Raw genomic sequence first — 14,923 nt, 5'->3', positions numbered from 1 at the left:
GCTAGGATTAATAAAAAGGATTTTTCGTTGAATCTGAAGATGCATCTTTCTGATCAGAATCTTTGGACATTTTGTCACTATCCTGATCATTAGTTTCATCTGAATTAATCTGATTTAAGGCCTTATTGGCAGTATCTTTTGTAAATTGAGTTGCCATAGGTGCATAAGGCAATAATGCTTGGATAAATTTAGACTGTTTCCAATGAGGAGAGCTTTCTACAAAAGAGCCTATTCCTTGCATGGAAATGAGGACGATCAATAAACCTTTCAATGTTCCAAAAGCACCACCTGCTAGACGGTTGAGTGGGCCTAATTTCAGTGTTTTAAGCATTCGATTGAGAATCGCAGTCACAATCCATGTCAAAACAACGATGAGTAAAACAATGAAAGCAAAAGCTGCAATTTTTTGAACAACAGGATCTTGACTGAGCACTGTCATGGAAGGCGCGATTAAATTGGCATATTTAGCACCGATAATCAGTGCAAAAATCCATCCAACCAAGTTCGCAAAGGCATTAACGAATCCTTGACGCAAACCGTTAAGCCCTCCAATGAGCAGAATAATCAGTATGAATATATCTAAGTTGTTCATAAAAATCAGATCATAGCATTAACACAATCTTTGATTAAAGCCGGTCCTGTATAAATCAAACCACTGTAGATTTGTACGAGACTTGCGCCTGCTTGTTGTTTCGCTATAGCCTGTTCACCTGAAAGAATACCACCAACGCCAATCAATGGAATTTGATCTTTTAAGATCTTTGAAAAGGCTTGCAAGCAAGCAGTACTCTTTTCAAACACGGGTGCACCTGATAAACCACCAGCCTCATCGCCAGAAGGAAGGTTTTCTACCCCTTCACGAGAAAGCGTAGTATTGGTCACAATCAAACCATCAATTTTAAATTGGATTAACTGTGAAGCAATAAATTGAATATCTTCTGCTGTCAGATCAGGCGCGACTTTCAACACTAAAGGCACATAATGCTGATATTCTTCTGCAAGTTCCAATTGACGCTTTTTTAGTGTTTCAAGTAATTCAGTCAGCGCATGACCGCTTTGCAAACTACGCAAATTTTTAGTATTAGGCGAAGAAATATTTACCGTGATATATGATGCGTAATTATACACTTTTTCTAAACAAATCAGATAATCAGAAACAGCATCTTCTACAGCAGTATCCGCATTTTTACCAATATTAATGCCTAAAACACCTTTAAAATTGGATGCTTTTACATTTTCAATCAGTTGATCAACACCCTCATTATTAAAACCCATACGGTTAATAATGGCTTTAGCTTCTGGAATACGAAATAGACGAGGTTGCGGATTGCCCGCTTGTGGACGAGGGGTGATTGTACCGATTTCGATAAATCCAAAACCCAAACTTGCTAGTGCATCAATATAAGCACCATTTTTATCTAAGCCCGCAGCTAAACCCACTGGATTTGGAAATTGAATTCCCATACATGTTACAGGCTTAGCTTCAATCACCTGACGCATTACACCTAACTTATAGGTTTTTTTAAGTAATGATAATGTCAGATCATGTGCACGCTCTGGCGCCAACGAAAATAGAAATGGACGAGCAAGCGAATATAACATATTCAAAAAGTCTACTGCTTTTTAAGTTGGCATATTATAGGCACAGTCTGTATAAAAGGCTATGGCTGTCAGTTGTTTATTTTCACCAGTCACTTCACAGTCGCTGTTAATTTAATCTGCTCACCCACTTTATTTAATTCAAGTTTTTCAATGCTCAAACCTATCTGTGCCAGTTGAGTCAGAAAGTTTGCTAAAATTGAATAGTTTGCATGTTCAGCCACAATTTGCGTTGCATCCCCCATTTGTTGTGATGCTACAGAAATACCTTGCTGTTGTGAAACTCTTTGAATCTTATCTGTTATAGATAAATTTAAATCATCGGCTGGCTTCATGGTTGCAACATTGGTTTGCATCCAGACCAAATCATCCTTCAGTTGAGTTAAACGACTTTGTTGTAAGTCAGCAGCTTGATGCATTTTCCATAGCGATGTACCTATGATCGCAACGACAACAATAATCGTCGCACCAATCACCATAATTCGTTCACGCAAAGAAATACGTTCTAAGTTCTCGCTGATTCTATCTAACCATAGATCAAACCAGTCATGTGCTTTATTGAATGCTTTCATTATTGTATTTTCACCGCCCCAATCACACCATTTGCCTGCGTTTGAACATTTCCAAGTTCGGCTTTAAAGCCTTGTTGATTTAACTGACCGACCAAACTTTGAAGTGCATCAGAGCTGCGTGCGACTAGATTCATATTCAGGACATTGGCATCATAATTGACGTTATTCGCCACGATTTGATTTTGCATCAAAATGGGTCCTACTCGACTAATCAACTGCAATGCCTGTGTATTTGCTGTTTGACTTAAACGTAAATTACTCTCAAATAAGCTTTTGATGTTCTGCTCAGTGACACGGCTATTGGCACCAAACCATGTTTTATACTGTTCAATAGACAACACGGCCGTTTGATCTGCTAATTTTTTCAACTTTACCCAACGCGCAAGATCATAACTCAATTGTACAACCAACAATGCAAGCACTAGCATCGCACAGGCTTTCCAATAGCCCGAAGCACGACTTGCTTCACGTTTAGCTTTTGGCAAAACATTAAATGGATGGTTTTTAGCTTTTAAAATAGGCTTGAATTGATAATTAAAACTTTCTCGTTGTTCCGCAGTCGTCATTATAAGCAAAGCATGTTCTTGCTCATCCGTTAGTGCATCATATTTGAATATCTCTGGTTGAGCGCACATATCCAAATATAAAGACAGATCATCTAGCGATGATCCTTGCAACGCACTTTCACGCACCAGTAATTGTTGTTGCACATTGGCAATGATTGTTTCATTGTCTTGCGGAATCGGCAATACCAGAAAGTCTGGTAATAACGCTGTTACTTTGACAGGAATGAGTGTCAGCGAATGCTGCATGGTTAAAACTGCATTTTTCGCAATCGCAAGAATAGAAAGTTGATCGGGTGCTTCAAAACTCGAAATCACGTTCATTTGATCAATCGGGAATATCACATATTCTTCAATTAAATATTTAATTCCATCATGACCCAACTGTTTATATTGAGCTTTAGGGATTTTTTGCTGAATAATTTGCACATCACGACTGGGAAAGAAAACCACGGCTTCCTCCCCTTGATATGGTTTGATCTCTTGAATCAATTGCTCAAGACTAGATGCCTGCATCCAGTTATCACCACGTGACCATTGCCAAACCCCATTGGCCTCAGGCATCCATAGATACAACATTTATAATTTTCTACCGTTTAATTTTTAAATTGATTTATATGTTAGGAATAAAGGATTTTCGCTGTGTTGACAAGCCATTTGCGATAACACTTTGCTCATAAATACGTGCTTCTGCAAGCGCATAAGGATTAAATGATTCATGCGTTAGTTGTTCAGCAATATGAGCCACAACATTCATATGGCAAACCACCACAATATTTTCGAAAGGCAATTGGCTCAGCCAATCAATCGCTTCTTTGGCATGATCATCGGGCTTGATTTTGTCACAAATCAAAACTGTAACTTCTGGAAAAATAGTTTGCAGATGTGAAAGCGTTTCTTGTGCGCGTAGTAAAGGACTCACCACAAAAATATCTGGCGTCACCTGATCTTTTAAGAAAATTGCTGTTTGCTTCGCCTGCTCATGTCCGCGTCTCGTCAAAGGTCGTTTAATATCATTACCATCTGTAGCTGGCGATGCCTCTCCATGACGAACCAATGTTAATTGCATATATTTTCCCTAAAATTAAAATCCTATTTTAACGAAGCATGATGACATTTTTTTGATCATTTTGATCATTTGTGTTTAAACATCTAAAGCTCTAAACCTAAAAATGATCAGTCGATGTATTGCCATATTAAAGGTGTTGAAGCATCCATATAAATTGCTACGATTTTCTAAAAATATCATTCTGCTTCGTTTAAAGTCTTTTATTCAGCATTCAAACTATCATACTTTGTTATGCGGTAGCACAAACTCGACGTCACTACGATGACCATTTTTCATCAGTGATACTGCAATATGCATCGCTGGGGCACCTTCATATATCACTTCATAAAGTGCTGTGGTAATTGGCATATAGACATCGAGTTCTTTAGCACGGCTGTTGACCTGAACAATCGTATTAATACCTTCAGCAGTTTGACCCAACTCTTGAGTTGCTTGCTCCAAAGATTTTCCTGAACCAAGCGCGAAACCGACTTGATAGTTACGACTTAACGGACTACTACAGGTTGCGAATAAATCACCAACGCCGGATAAACCCAAGAATGTCAGTGGATTCGCACCTAACTTAACAGCAAAGCGACTCATTTCTGCCAAGGCACGCGTTAAGATCATGCTCTTGGTGTTTTCACCCACTTTATAAGCAGCAGCCATACCCATTGCTACTGCATAGATATTTTTTAGTGCGCCACCTAGCTCGACCCCATTCACATCATCACTACCAAAGACACGGAATAAAGCACTATGTAAAGCTTGTTGGACTGCATAGCGCACCAGCTCTGAATCACTGGCAATCACTGTACCTGCTGGCATTCCTGCCATGATTTCTTTGGCAAGATTCGGTCCTGACAAGACACCGTAAGGCACTTCAGGTAGCTCTTCACGAATAATATCACTCATAAAACTAAAGGTTTTAGCTTCTACCCCTTTGGTGAGTGAGACAACAGCTTGCGCACTTATAAATGGCTTAATTTGACGTAATACATCACGAAAAGAGTGACTTGGAATGGCAACTAAAATAATGTCTCGATCACGTACAGCCTTTTCTAAGTTAGACTCGGCAACCAATCCTTTCTCAAGTGTAAAATCGGGTAAATAACGTTGATTAATATGCGTGGCATTAATCTCAGCCGCAATTGCTGCATCACGAATCCAAATTTTGGTATCACAACCATTTCGTACAGCAGTATTCGCCATCGCTGTACCAAAGCTACCCCCACCTAATACAGTAACGCGCAACGCTGTTTTACTGTCCACTGCGACAGGTTCAACCAAATCCGTGAATTTTAATTCCGACATTATTTTTATCCCAAATTTTTAATTTAACTGTTCAATTTCAAAGCTAAGTCGATACCATCTAAATACTGGTTAAGGCTTCCAATAAGATACATTAGACTCAGACGGCATCTCTAAACGCGCAGGAATTGATTTAAAAGCAGTTCCTATATAAATAATCCCTGAAATCAGATCATCTGATTGCAAACCTAATTTTTGCTTAAACCAATTCGATTCAACCACTGCCCCACTACGCCACATAGTTGAAAACCCTTGAGCTTGAAGCGAAAGTAGAAAATTCTGTACAGCAGCGCCTGAACTTAAGGTTTGCTCAAAGTCAGGAACTTTAGGATGATCTTGAAAACGTGTCACCGCCAAAACAAGCAGTGGCGCTCTCATTGGATGATGTCGAACACGCTCGACTTGTTGCTCATCAATTTCACCCAAGTTGCGCATGGCTTCAACCAAAATCTCACCAAATGCTCCTCTTTGCTCAGCTGCCACCACTATAAAATGTGTGGGTTTCAATCGATGATGATCTGGTGCAGTTAATGCCGCCTGAAATGCAATCTCAAGTTGTGCGGCATTTGGTGCAGGTTCAACCAAGTGCCCAATTGACTGACGCTGATGAATATTCTGATGTACTGCATCTAGAAAAGAATCTGACATTGACTACAAATCTATGTATTACGTATTGAAGCTTAGCTTATCACAAACCTCAAAATTTACTCTATAGCTGCATTTGTCTATAGCAGAATCAAAATTCACAAAAAACCTGATTAAAATTCAAAATATATACAAACTATTCAAAATCAATCCTTAACTCACCGCTAATATAAACGTTGAAATTTATCTAAGCTTTAGGAAGAAAAATAATGAAAGCATTTTTAACAACATCAACAGTTCTCACTGCCGGACTATTGCTCACTGCCTGCGCATCAAACCCCACTGAAACATTGGCCATTCAAAAGGCAAATAATCAATATGAGGTTTCAGGTTTAGGTAAAAGCCAAATCATTGCAAAAAACAATGCCATTACGGCTGCCAATAAAACTTGTGGTAAAAATCATGCCCCTATGCTTGTGGATGAAAAAACAGAATATAACGGCGCCTTAAAAGGTGTATTTGATGAAAAAACAGGACAAATGGTCTCTGCAGCAGCGAGTGTTTTAGGCTCAGTGATTGGAAAAAATACAACCATTGAAAAAGACACCGACTACCAAACGGTATTAACCTTTACCTGTAAAGCCAATTAACGATTTAAGATCAATACTGATTCAATAAAAAAGCCCCGTTGAGGGGCTTTTTTATTGAATGACATTTAAATGTTCATCAATGACGTCTTTTAGGATTAGCAATAACCATCTAAACGTGTGAGTGGAATTTTTTGTCCAATCGCTTTTTCAATTTCAGGAAGATAAAATGCATCATCTTCCGACAAGAAGCTGATACTTACACCACTGCTTCCTGCACGTCCTGTGCGTCCAATGCGGTGCACATAGTCATCAGATTGCTCAGGTAAGGTAAAGTTAATCACATGTGATACGTTATCTACATGAATACCACGTCCCGCAACATCTGTCGCAATCATGATATTGTGTTGACCATTTTTAAACTGATCAAGCATCTTGATACGCTTATCTTGAGCAATCTCGCCTGACAACATCACGACTTTATAGCCATCACGTTTCAAGTGGTCATATAACTTACGAACCTGATCACGACGATTGGCAAAGATCATCACTTTTTCAATCGGTTCATCCCGTAGAATTTCTTCCAAAAGTTTATACTTATCTGACTTTCCAACCACATAAACACGTTGTTCAACATCCGCATTGGTTTTCTTATCCGGCTCAATTTCGACTGTGACAGGCTCAAACAACCATTGCTGTGCCAAATTAAGCACGTCATAGCTAAAAGTTGCAGAAAATAATAAGGTTTGACGTTGTTCTTTACGTGGAGAATAACGCACGATACGTTTAACTGATGGAATAAAGCCCATATCCAGTAGACGATCCGCTTCATCAATCACTAAAAATTCAATTTGGTCTAACCAGATTTCTTTTTGTTCAGTAAAATCAATTAAACGACCAGGTGTCGCGACAATAATATCGACAAAGCCTTGGTCCAACTGCTTCTTTTGTTTATCAAAATCAACACCACCCACCAAAGTGACTACATTTAAGCCAGAAAACTTAGTCAGATCTTTTGCATCATTTTCAATTTGAATCGCAAGTTCGCGGGTTGGTGCCAAGATCAAAGCCCGTGGCTCACCACGAAAACGTTGATGTTGAATTGGATTTTTAAGTAAATCATTAATAATACTGACAAGAAATGCAGCAGTTTTACCTGTACCCGTTTGTGCGCGACCAATTGCATCATGACCTGCTAAAGTATATTGCAATACTTTGGCTTGAATTGGGGTCATTTCTTTAAACCCTAAAGCATCAATGGCTTGCTTAAGTTGTGGCTCTAAGTTTAGGGTTTCGAAACCAGATGACATATATACGTGCTCGGCGGTCAGATTTAAAAATATTATATTCATTATAAACAAAAAACGCCCCAATTCCTAAAATTGGAGCGTTAACCTAATTTAAAAAACTAGGATTAGTCTAAAGGCTGAACTTCTTCAGCTTGAAAACCTTTTTGACCTTGTACAACACTAAATTCCACGCGTTGGCCGTCACGAAGTGAACGGTGACCGTCGCCTTGGATAGCACGGAAATGAACGAAAACATCATCACCGCCAGCGCGTTGAATGAAGCCAAAACCTTTAGTGTCGTTAAACCACTTAACTACGCCTTGTTCGCGAGCTGTCATAAGTTAATCCTCAGTTGGTAAGAAAAGGGACCACCCGGTGTTGCAAACAGCAGAGCAAACAAATTTTAAAACATTTTTGTATTTCAAAGCTTGTAATCATTCTATAAAACTATTAACAAAATCCCGGTTACATCCATTCATAAATAAGGCTTAGAGACGAAAAATCCCTATTCGATTCCTTAATTACGCAACGAGCTTATCATGTGTTTATTACAATTAATAGAGGTTTTTGCTCAAAATATTATACAAAAATTTGTTTATTTATCACCCAAATAGATTAACCGTAGAATCACTACCCTAATTTTTATTGAAATTTCACAAAATATCATTCGTAATGCTGCACACTTTGTTAAAATAGCAGAGTAAATATTATATTATTGAATGAAATGAATGCTTTAATTGAAATCGATGCTTTGGGTAAACCCTGCCCGCTTCCCTTATTACTTTTAAAAAAGCAATTAAAGCTCCATACACCACCGCAAAGTTATTTATTGAAATCATCTGACCCGAATAGTCAGTTAGATATTCGCCGTTATTGCGAAATACATAACTATAGATGCGATTTTTTGCAAATTTCTGAACAAGAATTTCATTACGTAATTGAATCTTAATTGTTTTCAATTAAACTGATTGTGTGGCAATGTTGAATATTAATTTACATTTCACTACCCAATTCCCTTTAACACCACATGCAAATCGAATTAAGATATTGTTATTGGTTTTATAACTATTATCCGATTTAAGGAGAACACATGACTGACAGCAGCAATCAATTGATGCCCCTGTCATTGTCTGCGCCTGGGGTAAATCTTGGTGCTTATATGAGCACTGTGAATCAAATCCCAATTTTGACAGCTGAACAAGAAAAAGAGTTAGCTGATCGCTATTTTTATGATCAAGATTTAGATGCAGCCAAAATGTTGGTGATGTCGCATCTGCGCTTCGTTGTGCATATTGCTCGTAGTTACGCAGGTTACGGTTTACCACAAGGCGATTTAATTCAAGAAGGCAATTTAGGCTTAATGAAAGCTGTCAAACGCTTCGACCCCAATATGGGTGTACGTTTGGTGTCATTTGCCGTGCATTGGATTAAAGCCGAAATTCACGAATATGTCATTCGTAACTGGCGTATTGTAAAAATTGCTACCACCAAAGCACAACGTAAACTGTTCTTTAATTTACGTAGTTTAAAGAAATCGAGCAAAAAACTCACTTTAGACGAAGCAAAATCAATCGCTTTAGACTTAAATGTGACACCTGAGCAAGTGTTAGAGATGGAAGGTCGTTTGACTGCCTATGATGCTGCATTTGATGCCCAAGGTGATGATGACGATGAAAATACAACTTACGTATCGCCTGCACTCTATCTAGAAGATAACCGCTATGATCCTGCACGATTAGTTGAAGAAGAAGACTACGAAAAGCAAAGTACGTCTGCTTTACATACTGCTATGGATCAACTAGATGATCGCTCACGCAACATCTTACAGCGTCGTTGGTTAGACGATGATAAATCGACGTTGCATGAACTTGCCGCTGAATACAATGTATCAGCCGAGCGTATCCGTCAGCTAGAAAAAAATGCGATGGATAAGATTAAAGTTGCAATGTCATCTAACTAAATTTATTTAGCACATCAGCTTTAGATGATGGAAATTCAGAATATTTAAAAAAGGGCTTTTGTGCCCTTTTTTATCGATAAAATGTTGTGATTTCCGTAATTGGTATTGGTTAATTTATGCTAATGTTAGTCGCAAAGTTATAGAGCTTAAATCGCTATGTGGATTAGTATCTCTGCCATAAATCTTGCGCTCGCTGTCATGTTGGGTGCCTTTGGTGCACATGGCTTAAAAGCACGTGCTTCTGATGCACAGCTCGCTTGGTGGTCTACTGCAACAGATTACTTTTTCTATCATGCTCTTGGATTGTTGCTACTGGGAATTCTAGCAAAAGTGATTCCTCAGCTTCCGATTAAGGCGAGTTTTATACTGATTCAAATCGGTATCCTATTTTTCTGTGGTTCACTATACATCATGGCATTAGGACTCCCACGTAGCTTAGGCATGATTACACCTATAGGTGGTGCTTTGATGATTGCAGGCTGGTTAGTTTTGGCATGGAATGCCTTCAAGTACGCAAGATAACGATTGAGTTTTAGCATTATTTTTTCAGTTCTTAAGATCACAATTTAAAAAAGGATTTAAGCTGTGAATATTTATATAAATGGCGAAGTTCAGCAGACCCACTGTCAAAACTTACTACAATTGATACAGCATCTATCACTTGATGGAAAACGATTTGCAGTTGAAGTTAATGAAATGATTATTTCTAAAAGCAAATTGGAGCAGACTCCGATTGCTGAATCAGATCGTATTGAAATTATTCACGCTGTCGGTGGCGGCTAAAACGGAGTAGTTATGCAGGATCATCCTCTCATTATCGGTTCTCGGTCTTTTCAATCACGCCTGTTGGTCGGTACAGGTAAGTATAAAGATCTTCAAGAGACTGATTTAGCAATTCAAGCCAGTGGTGCTGAGATCGTCACACTTGCAATCCGACGTGTCAATATTGGGCAAGACCCAAGTCAACCGAATTTATTATCAGTTATTCCCCCTGAAAAATACACTTTACTGCCAAATACGGCGGGTTGCTTTGATGCCGATACAGCAGTGCGTACCTGTATGTTAGCGCGTGAATTGCTTGATGGGCACAACTTAGTAAAACTTGAAGTTTTAGGCGATGAAAAGACGCTGTATCCAAATATTATGGATACCGTTAAAGCTGCTCGAACCTTAGTGGAAGATGGCTTTGAAGTCATGGTTTACACCTCAGATGATCCAATCGTGGCACAAGAACTGGAAAGTATCGGCTGTGTCGCAATTATGCCTTTAGGCAGTTTAATTGGTTCTGGCCTTGGAATTTTGAACCCACATACCATTTCGATTATTAAAGAAAATGCCAAAGTCCCTATTTTAGTCGATGCTGGTGTTGGAACTGCCAGTGATGCAGCAATTGCAATGGAACTCGGTTGTGATGGCGTATTGATGAACACAGCAATTGCCGCTGCACAAAACCCAGTATTAATGGCATCAGCCATGAAAAAAGCAGTAGAAGCTGGACGTGAAGCGTATCTTGCAGGTCGTATGCCAAGAAAACGTATGGCAAATGCCAGTTCACCTGAAACGGGATATTTCTTTAAATAAAATTATATGCCATATGTAAAAGGACTCGCGGGAGTCCTTTTACATATAAGAAATCAAAAAATAGAAAATCGATGAAAAAATTAAAATTATTTACGTTTTGTCTCGTTGCATCGACTAGCTATGCTGAAAATCTACCAGCGTCCGTTAGCCAACTCATCCCTAAAAATTGGGAAGTCATTTCTGTTGCAAAGGGTGATTTAAATCAAGATCAACATGAAGATGTGGTGATATTACTGCAACCTAAAAATCGTAAAATTTCAAATCCTAAACTTTTCATTTATTTCAAAGAAAACCAAACATATAAACTCAAATTATCTAAACCTTTTGGTTCATGGGTTTATGGCGATGAAGAAAAATGTATAGGAAATACCTTTGATGAATCTAGTCTAGAAATTAACAATCAAGTACTAAGTATTCATTTCAACGATGAGCCAGTTTGCCACAATACCTATAGTATAAATTACACTTATAAATTTAAATATGATCAGCATCTTTTCAAGTTGATTGGTTTGGACTCATTTTCAGGGGATAAACTCAGTGGGAATATCAAAGAAACTAGCGTAAATTATTTATCTAATAAAACCAAAATTCATCACTATAATTTTTTCCCTGATAAAAAACTCAAACCTACAATTGCATGGAAAAAATTAGAAAACAAAAAATCATATAATTTAGAAAATATGCTTTTTAATAGTGATGACTACCACCTAAAATTTGAAGAACAATATAAATGATTCAAAAATCAATCAAAATAGCAATGACATTGGTTTGTCTTTATACATTGCCATCACTTTCCAGTGCAAAGCCATCAGCTGCAGTGACTAAGCGTGTACCGAATGGGTGGAAAATTTTATCTTTAAGTGAAGGCGATTTGAATCAAGATCATCGTGCTGATGTCGCAATGATCATCGAAAAAATAAAAACTGATAAAATTATTAAAGATGATAATGGCAAAATCTTGCACAATAACCCACGTAAACTATTGATATTTATAAATCATCAGTCTGATTATCAGTTGACCACAGAAAATAAAACTATTCCAGTTGCGCAAACAGAAAACTCCTGTTTGGAAGATCCACTCGCTGAGTCTAATGGGATTGAAATTAACAAAGGCTTACTCACGATAGAATTTAGTTATTTTATGGCATGTGGAGGATGGGAATGGCCAAGGCATACTTATACCTTCAGATACCAAAAGCAAAAAATGCAACTGATAGGTTTTGATTACAATAGCTTTCATCGATCCTCTGGAGAAAAGAGTGCAAGTGGTTATAATTTTTCTACACTAAGGGTTAAGCGTAGCAATGGCGGCAATCAATTCGAGGATGGTCAAGCTAAAAACACATGGAACAGTTTTAAATTCAACAAACCATTATTGCTAGAGGACATTAATTTTGATGATTTCTATACGCAATTTGAATAAAAAAAAATCCAGCAGATTAAGTACAAATCACCCAAAAAATTGTTCAGCTTTCATCAATAAAAAACAGCTTCCTGATGAAGCTGTTTAATTTTAAAGAGCAACAATACTTAAATTAGGCAATCAAACCTTCGTCACGCATCGCAATTTGGACAGACTGACGCGCAGCAACTTTGTCACGAATGGCATTGATATTATTGTACGGCGTTAAATCATGTTTAATGCCCTTTGACCAGTTGGTGAGTACAAAGAGATATGCATCTGCTGGCCCAAAATTATCATCGACTAAATAATCATTATCTGACTCACCAATTGATTTATCGATAAACGTCAAAAGACGATCAATCTCTGCATAAGCTTTCTGTTTTGCCTCGTCAGAAAGTGGCGCACCAAAAAATACGGCATAGGCATCATGCAACTCAGAGTTCAAGTAGCCCAACCATTCAAGCACTTTAGCACGTCCCAACCCTGAAGGCGGGATCAAATCTTGCTTAGGATCATGCTGAGCTAAGAACGGTAAAATTGCGACGTTCTCAGTCAAAATTAGACCCGGATTGATTTCTAAAGCAGGCACATAACCTTTCGGGTTAATTTGATAGTAATCGTCCCCTTTTTCAGTTTGATGGTTTTTTATATCTACTTTTACTAAGTCAAAATCAACATTAATTTCATTTAAAATGATGTGAGCAGCAAGTGAACAAGCACCTGGCGAATAATACAACTTCATATATTTTCCTTGTCTTTTAACTTAGTTTTTTACTTCTATTAGTTTTAAATCGCTTCTGGTTTTTTTTCAAGCTGAAGTGCTTTTAAATTTGCAAGCAAGCGTAAAAAATCAATCTAAAACTTGAATATTCATTAAAACCTATACTCATCCAACTCATTTTTATGCTTTTCATTTACAAATAACTTACCATACCCCAAATTTTAAGCTCTTGGACAATTTGCGTGATCAGCCTGAAAAAAGATGAATGGTTTTCTAATATTCGCACTGATGTACTTGCTGGTCTGGTCGTTGGATTAGCATTGATCCCTGAGTCTATTGCCTTTTCTGCGATTGCAGGCGTTGATCCTCAAGTTGGTCTATATGCATCATTTTGTATTGCCGTCACCATCGCTTTTTTTGGTGGCCGTACAGCCATGATCTCGGCTGCAACGGGTGCGATGGCTTTACTCATGATCACTTTAGTTAAAGAACATGGTTTGCAATACCTTTTAGCTGCCACTGTGCTGACAGGTATTATCCAAATGATTGCAGGTTATTTCAAAGTGGCTAAGTTAATGCGCTTTGTTTCTCAATCCGTGGTCTATGGATTTTTAAATGCCTTAGCTATTTTAATTTTTGTCGCTCAACTCCCTGAGATTTCTAGAATGGATTTATCAGGCTATCTATTTTTAGCTTTAGGTCTTGCGGTCATTTACTTATTTCCTTATCTCCCCAAAATGGGTAAAGCGATTCCATCTCCTTTGGTCTGCATTATTGTATTGAGTTTACTGGCGCTTTTGTTTGGTTCAGATATGAGAACAGTAAGTGATCTTGGACAGTTCCCAGATACTTTACCGATTTTCTTGATTCCCAATATTCCATTTAATTTAGACACATTGCTGATTATTCTGCCCTATGCCATGACGCTGGCAACGGTCGGTCTGCTTGAAACCATGATGACGACGACGGTGATCAATGAAGTCACTCAAACTGAGGGCGATCGTCATCAAGAATGTCGTGGTCAAGGTGTTGCCAATATCGTCAGTGGATTCATGGGTGGTATGGCAGGCTGTGCCATGATCGGGCAATCAATTATCAATGTTTCATCGGGTGCGCGCACACGACTTTCAACATTAGTGGCTGGGGTTTTCTTACTCTGCCTTGTGGTGTTTTTTAAACATTGGTTGGCTTATATCCCCATGGCGGCTTTAGTTGCAATTATGGTGATGGTGGCTTTAACGACTTTCAATTGGGATTCAATCAAAAATTTCAGCAAACATCCAAAGCAAAGTAACATCGTGATGCTCAGCGTGGTTGCGATTGTACTTGCAACCCATAATTTGGCACTGGGTGTCTTGGTTGGTGTAATGCTTTCAGCGCTTTTTTTGGTGAATAAACTGGAAAGTGAGGTGAAAGTTCAATCTGAGCTAGAGGGAAATAAACGTATCTATGTGGTGAAGGGTCAAATCTTCTTTAGTAGTTCGGAAAAGTTTTATCAGTTTTTTGATTTCGATGAATCCATTCCAGCTATTGAGATTGATTTAACCCATGCGCATATTTGGGATATTACTTCTGTGAACATGCTCGCCAATATTGTGGCAAAGTTTGAATCAAAAAATATTCAAGTTGAAGTGATTGGACTGAACCAAGCCAGCTCAACACTCATTGATCGAGTTTGTGATTAAATCTGTGTTTAAGTTTG

The 14,923-nt window shown here is 38.2% G+C and carries 19 protein-coding genes; 9 read left to right on the top strand and 10 right to left on the bottom strand.

The features are described 5' to 3' along the window. Positions 1-7: 7 nt before the first annotated feature. From AC5YD2_RS07290 to AC5YD2_RS07260, 7 genes are all read right to left on the bottom strand, one after another. Positions 8-592, bottom strand: a complete 585-nt coding sequence (locus tag AC5YD2_RS07290) for a CvpA family protein (RefSeq protein ID WP_496125696.1) — start codon at positions 590-592, stop codon at positions 8-10. A gap of 5 nt (positions 593-597) precedes the next feature. Next, positions 598-1,602 (bottom strand): quinone-dependent dihydroorotate dehydrogenase, encoded by a 1,005-nt coding sequence (locus AC5YD2_RS07285; RefSeq protein ID WP_496125724.1) that lies wholly within the window; start codon positions 1,600-1,602, stop codon positions 598-600. A gap of 89 nt (positions 1,603-1,691) precedes the next feature. Next, positions 1,692-2,171, bottom strand: a complete 480-nt coding sequence (locus AC5YD2_RS07280) for a type II secretion system protein M (protein ID WP_496125695.1) — start codon at positions 2,169-2,171, stop codon at positions 1,692-1,694. Continuing rightward, positions 2,171-3,313 (bottom strand): type II secretion system protein GspL, encoded by a 1,143-nt coding sequence (gene gspL / locus AC5YD2_RS07275; protein WP_496125694.1) that lies wholly within the window; start codon positions 3,311-3,313, stop codon positions 2,171-2,173. Before gspL ends, AC5YD2_RS07280 begins: the two co-directional genes overlap by 1 nt. A gap of 34 nt (positions 3,314-3,347) precedes the next feature. Then, complete coding sequence (locus AC5YD2_RS07270; RefSeq protein ID WP_496125693.1) at positions 3,348-3,803, bottom strand: SixA phosphatase family protein; 456 nt, start codon at positions 3,801-3,803, stop codon at positions 3,348-3,350. Between the two features lie 219 nt (positions 3,804-4,022). Next, positions 4,023-5,096 (bottom strand): NAD(P)H-dependent glycerol-3-phosphate dehydrogenase, encoded by a 1,074-nt coding sequence (locus tag AC5YD2_RS07265; RefSeq protein ID WP_496125692.1) that lies wholly within the window; start codon positions 5,094-5,096, stop codon positions 4,023-4,025. A 69-nt stretch (positions 5,097-5,165) separates the two neighbouring features. Continuing rightward, a complete protein-coding gene (locus AC5YD2_RS07260) occupies positions 5,166-5,741 on the bottom strand; it encodes a nitroreductase family protein (protein ID WP_496125691.1) in 576 nt (191 codons plus the stop codon). A gap of 206 nt (positions 5,742-5,947) precedes the next feature. Between AC5YD2_RS07260 and AC5YD2_RS07255 the strand changes: the two genes are divergently transcribed. Beyond that, positions 5,948-6,328 carry a hypothetical protein gene (locus AC5YD2_RS07255; protein ID WP_496125690.1) on the top strand — a complete coding sequence of 127 codons (381 nt, stop codon included), beginning with the start codon at positions 5,948-5,950 and terminating at the stop codon, positions 6,326-6,328. Between the two features lie 95 nt (positions 6,329-6,423). Here AC5YD2_RS07255 and rhlB read toward each other — a convergent pair whose 3' ends face one another. After that, on the bottom strand, positions 6,424-7,575 hold the full coding sequence (gene rhlB, locus AC5YD2_RS07250) for an ATP-dependent RNA helicase RhlB (protein ID WP_496125689.1): 1,152 nt from the start codon (positions 7,573-7,575) through the stop codon (positions 6,424-6,426). 104 nt (positions 7,576-7,679) lie between these two features. Further along, entirely contained in the window at positions 7,680-7,892 is a 213-nt protein-coding gene (locus AC5YD2_RS07245; RefSeq protein WP_004822370.1) for a cold-shock protein, read from the bottom strand. Between the two features lie 386 nt (positions 7,893-8,278). On the opposite strand from AC5YD2_RS07245, the gene AC5YD2_RS07240 reads away from it, so the two are divergent. The 7 genes from AC5YD2_RS07240 to AC5YD2_RS07210 all read left to right on the top strand — a co-directional run bounded on the left by AC5YD2_RS07240 (position 8,279) and on the right by AC5YD2_RS07210 (position 12,518). Then, positions 8,279-8,503 carry a sulfurtransferase TusA family protein gene (locus AC5YD2_RS07240; RefSeq protein WP_496125688.1) on the top strand — a complete coding sequence of 75 codons (225 nt, stop codon included), beginning with the start codon at positions 8,279-8,281 and terminating at the stop codon, positions 8,501-8,503. Positions 8,504-8,644: 141 nt separating this feature from the next. Continuing rightward, positions 8,645-9,514, top strand: coding sequence for an RNA polymerase sigma factor RpoH (gene rpoH / locus AC5YD2_RS07235; protein WP_496125687.1), 870 nt, complete (start codon positions 8,645-8,647; stop codon positions 9,512-9,514). Between the two features lie 156 nt (positions 9,515-9,670). Continuing rightward, complete coding sequence (locus AC5YD2_RS07230) at positions 9,671-10,036, top strand: DUF423 domain-containing protein (protein ID WP_496125686.1); 366 nt, start codon at positions 9,671-9,673, stop codon at positions 10,034-10,036. Positions 10,037-10,099: 63 nt separating this feature from the next. Beyond that, a complete protein-coding gene (thiS, locus tag AC5YD2_RS07225; RefSeq protein WP_496125685.1) occupies positions 10,100-10,297 on the top strand; it encodes a sulfur carrier protein ThiS in 198 nt (65 codons plus the stop codon). A gap of 12 nt (positions 10,298-10,309) precedes the next feature. Continuing rightward, complete coding sequence (locus AC5YD2_RS07220; protein ID WP_496125684.1) at positions 10,310-11,095, top strand: thiazole synthase; 786 nt, start codon at positions 10,310-10,312, stop codon at positions 11,093-11,095. Positions 11,096-11,166: 71 nt separating this feature from the next. Next, positions 11,167-11,829 carry a hypothetical protein gene (locus tag AC5YD2_RS07215; protein WP_496125683.1) on the top strand — a complete coding sequence of 221 codons (663 nt, stop codon included), beginning with the start codon at positions 11,167-11,169 and terminating at the stop codon, positions 11,827-11,829. Beyond that, the gene (locus AC5YD2_RS07210; protein WP_496125682.1) at positions 11,826-12,518 is read left to right on the top strand and encodes a hypothetical protein; all 693 of its coding nucleotides are present in this window, start codon (positions 11,826-11,828) and stop codon (positions 12,516-12,518) included. Before AC5YD2_RS07215 ends, AC5YD2_RS07210 begins: the two co-directional genes overlap by 4 nt. A gap of 112 nt (positions 12,519-12,630) precedes the next feature. Here the strand turns inward: AC5YD2_RS07210 and AC5YD2_RS07205 are convergent, their stop codons facing one another. After that, positions 12,631-13,242: a glutathione binding-like protein gene (locus AC5YD2_RS07205; protein WP_496125681.1), complete on the bottom strand. Its 612-nt coding sequence runs from the start codon at positions 13,240-13,242 to the stop codon at positions 12,631-12,633. A gap of 221 nt (positions 13,243-13,463) precedes the next feature. Between AC5YD2_RS07205 and AC5YD2_RS07200 the strand changes: the two genes are divergently transcribed. Further along, on the top strand, positions 13,464-14,906 hold the full coding sequence (locus tag AC5YD2_RS07200; RefSeq protein WP_496125680.1) for a SulP family inorganic anion transporter: 1,443 nt from the start codon (positions 13,464-13,466) through the stop codon (positions 14,904-14,906). Positions 14,907-14,923: the final 17 nt, after the last annotated feature.

It is taken from the genome of Acinetobacter sp. CY73 (assembly GCF_059515865.1).
Note: the sequence above shows the minus strand (reverse complement) of the source record. Positions and strands in the feature narration are given on the sequence as shown.

Excerpts from the sequence above, each read along its gene's own strand:
- AC5YD2_RS07265 (WP_496125692.1), bottom strand. The coding sequence starts at position 5,096 with ATGTCGGAATTAAAATTCACGGATTTGGTTGAACCTGTCGCAGTGGAC.
- AC5YD2_RS07280 (WP_496125695.1), bottom strand. The coding sequence starts at position 2,171 with ATGAAAGCATTCAATAAAGCACATGACTGGTTTGATCTATGGTTAGAT.
- rhlB (WP_496125689.1), bottom strand. The coding sequence starts at position 7,575 with ATGTCATCTGGTTTCGAAACCCTAAACTTAGAGCCACAACTTAAGCAA.
- AC5YD2_RS07255 (WP_496125690.1), top strand. The coding sequence starts at position 5,948 with ATGAAAGCATTTTTAACAACATCAACAGTTCTCACTGCCGGACTATTG.
- AC5YD2_RS07290 (WP_496125696.1), bottom strand. The coding sequence starts at position 592 with ATGAACAACTTAGATATATTCATACTGATTATTCTGCTCATTGGAGGG.
- AC5YD2_RS07205 (WP_496125681.1), bottom strand. The coding sequence starts at position 13,242 with ATGAAGTTGTATTATTCGCCAGGTGCTTGTTCACTTGCTGCTCACATC.
- AC5YD2_RS07210 (WP_496125682.1), top strand. The coding sequence starts at position 11,826 with ATGATTCAAAAATCAATCAAAATAGCAATGACATTGGTTTGTCTTTAT.
- AC5YD2_RS07230 (WP_496125686.1), top strand. The coding sequence starts at position 9,671 with ATGTGGATTAGTATCTCTGCCATAAATCTTGCGCTCGCTGTCATGTTG.
- AC5YD2_RS07245 (WP_004822370.1), bottom strand. The coding sequence starts at position 7,892 with ATGACAGCTCGCGAACAAGGCGTAGTTAAGTGGTTTAACGACACTAAA.
- AC5YD2_RS07260 (WP_496125691.1), bottom strand. The coding sequence starts at position 5,741 with ATGTCAGATTCTTTTCTAGATGCAGTACATCAGAATATTCATCAGCGT.
- AC5YD2_RS07270 (WP_496125693.1), bottom strand. The coding sequence starts at position 3,803 with ATGCAATTAACATTGGTTCGTCATGGAGAGGCATCGCCAGCTACAGAT.
- AC5YD2_RS07240 (WP_496125688.1), top strand. The coding sequence starts at position 8,279 with ATGAATGCTTTAATTGAAATCGATGCTTTGGGTAAACCCTGCCCGCTT.
- AC5YD2_RS07215 (WP_496125683.1), top strand. The coding sequence starts at position 11,167 with ATGAAAAAATTAAAATTATTTACGTTTTGTCTCGTTGCATCGACTAGC.
- rpoH (WP_496125687.1), top strand. The coding sequence starts at position 8,645 with ATGACTGACAGCAGCAATCAATTGATGCCCCTGTCATTGTCTGCGCCT.
- AC5YD2_RS07220 (WP_496125684.1), top strand. The coding sequence starts at position 10,310 with ATGCAGGATCATCCTCTCATTATCGGTTCTCGGTCTTTTCAATCACGC.
- AC5YD2_RS07285 (WP_496125724.1), bottom strand. The coding sequence starts at position 1,602 with ATGTTATATTCGCTTGCTCGTCCATTTCTATTTTCGTTGGCGCCAGAG.
- gspL (WP_496125694.1), bottom strand. The coding sequence starts at position 3,313 with ATGTTGTATCTATGGATGCCTGAGGCCAATGGGGTTTGGCAATGGTCA.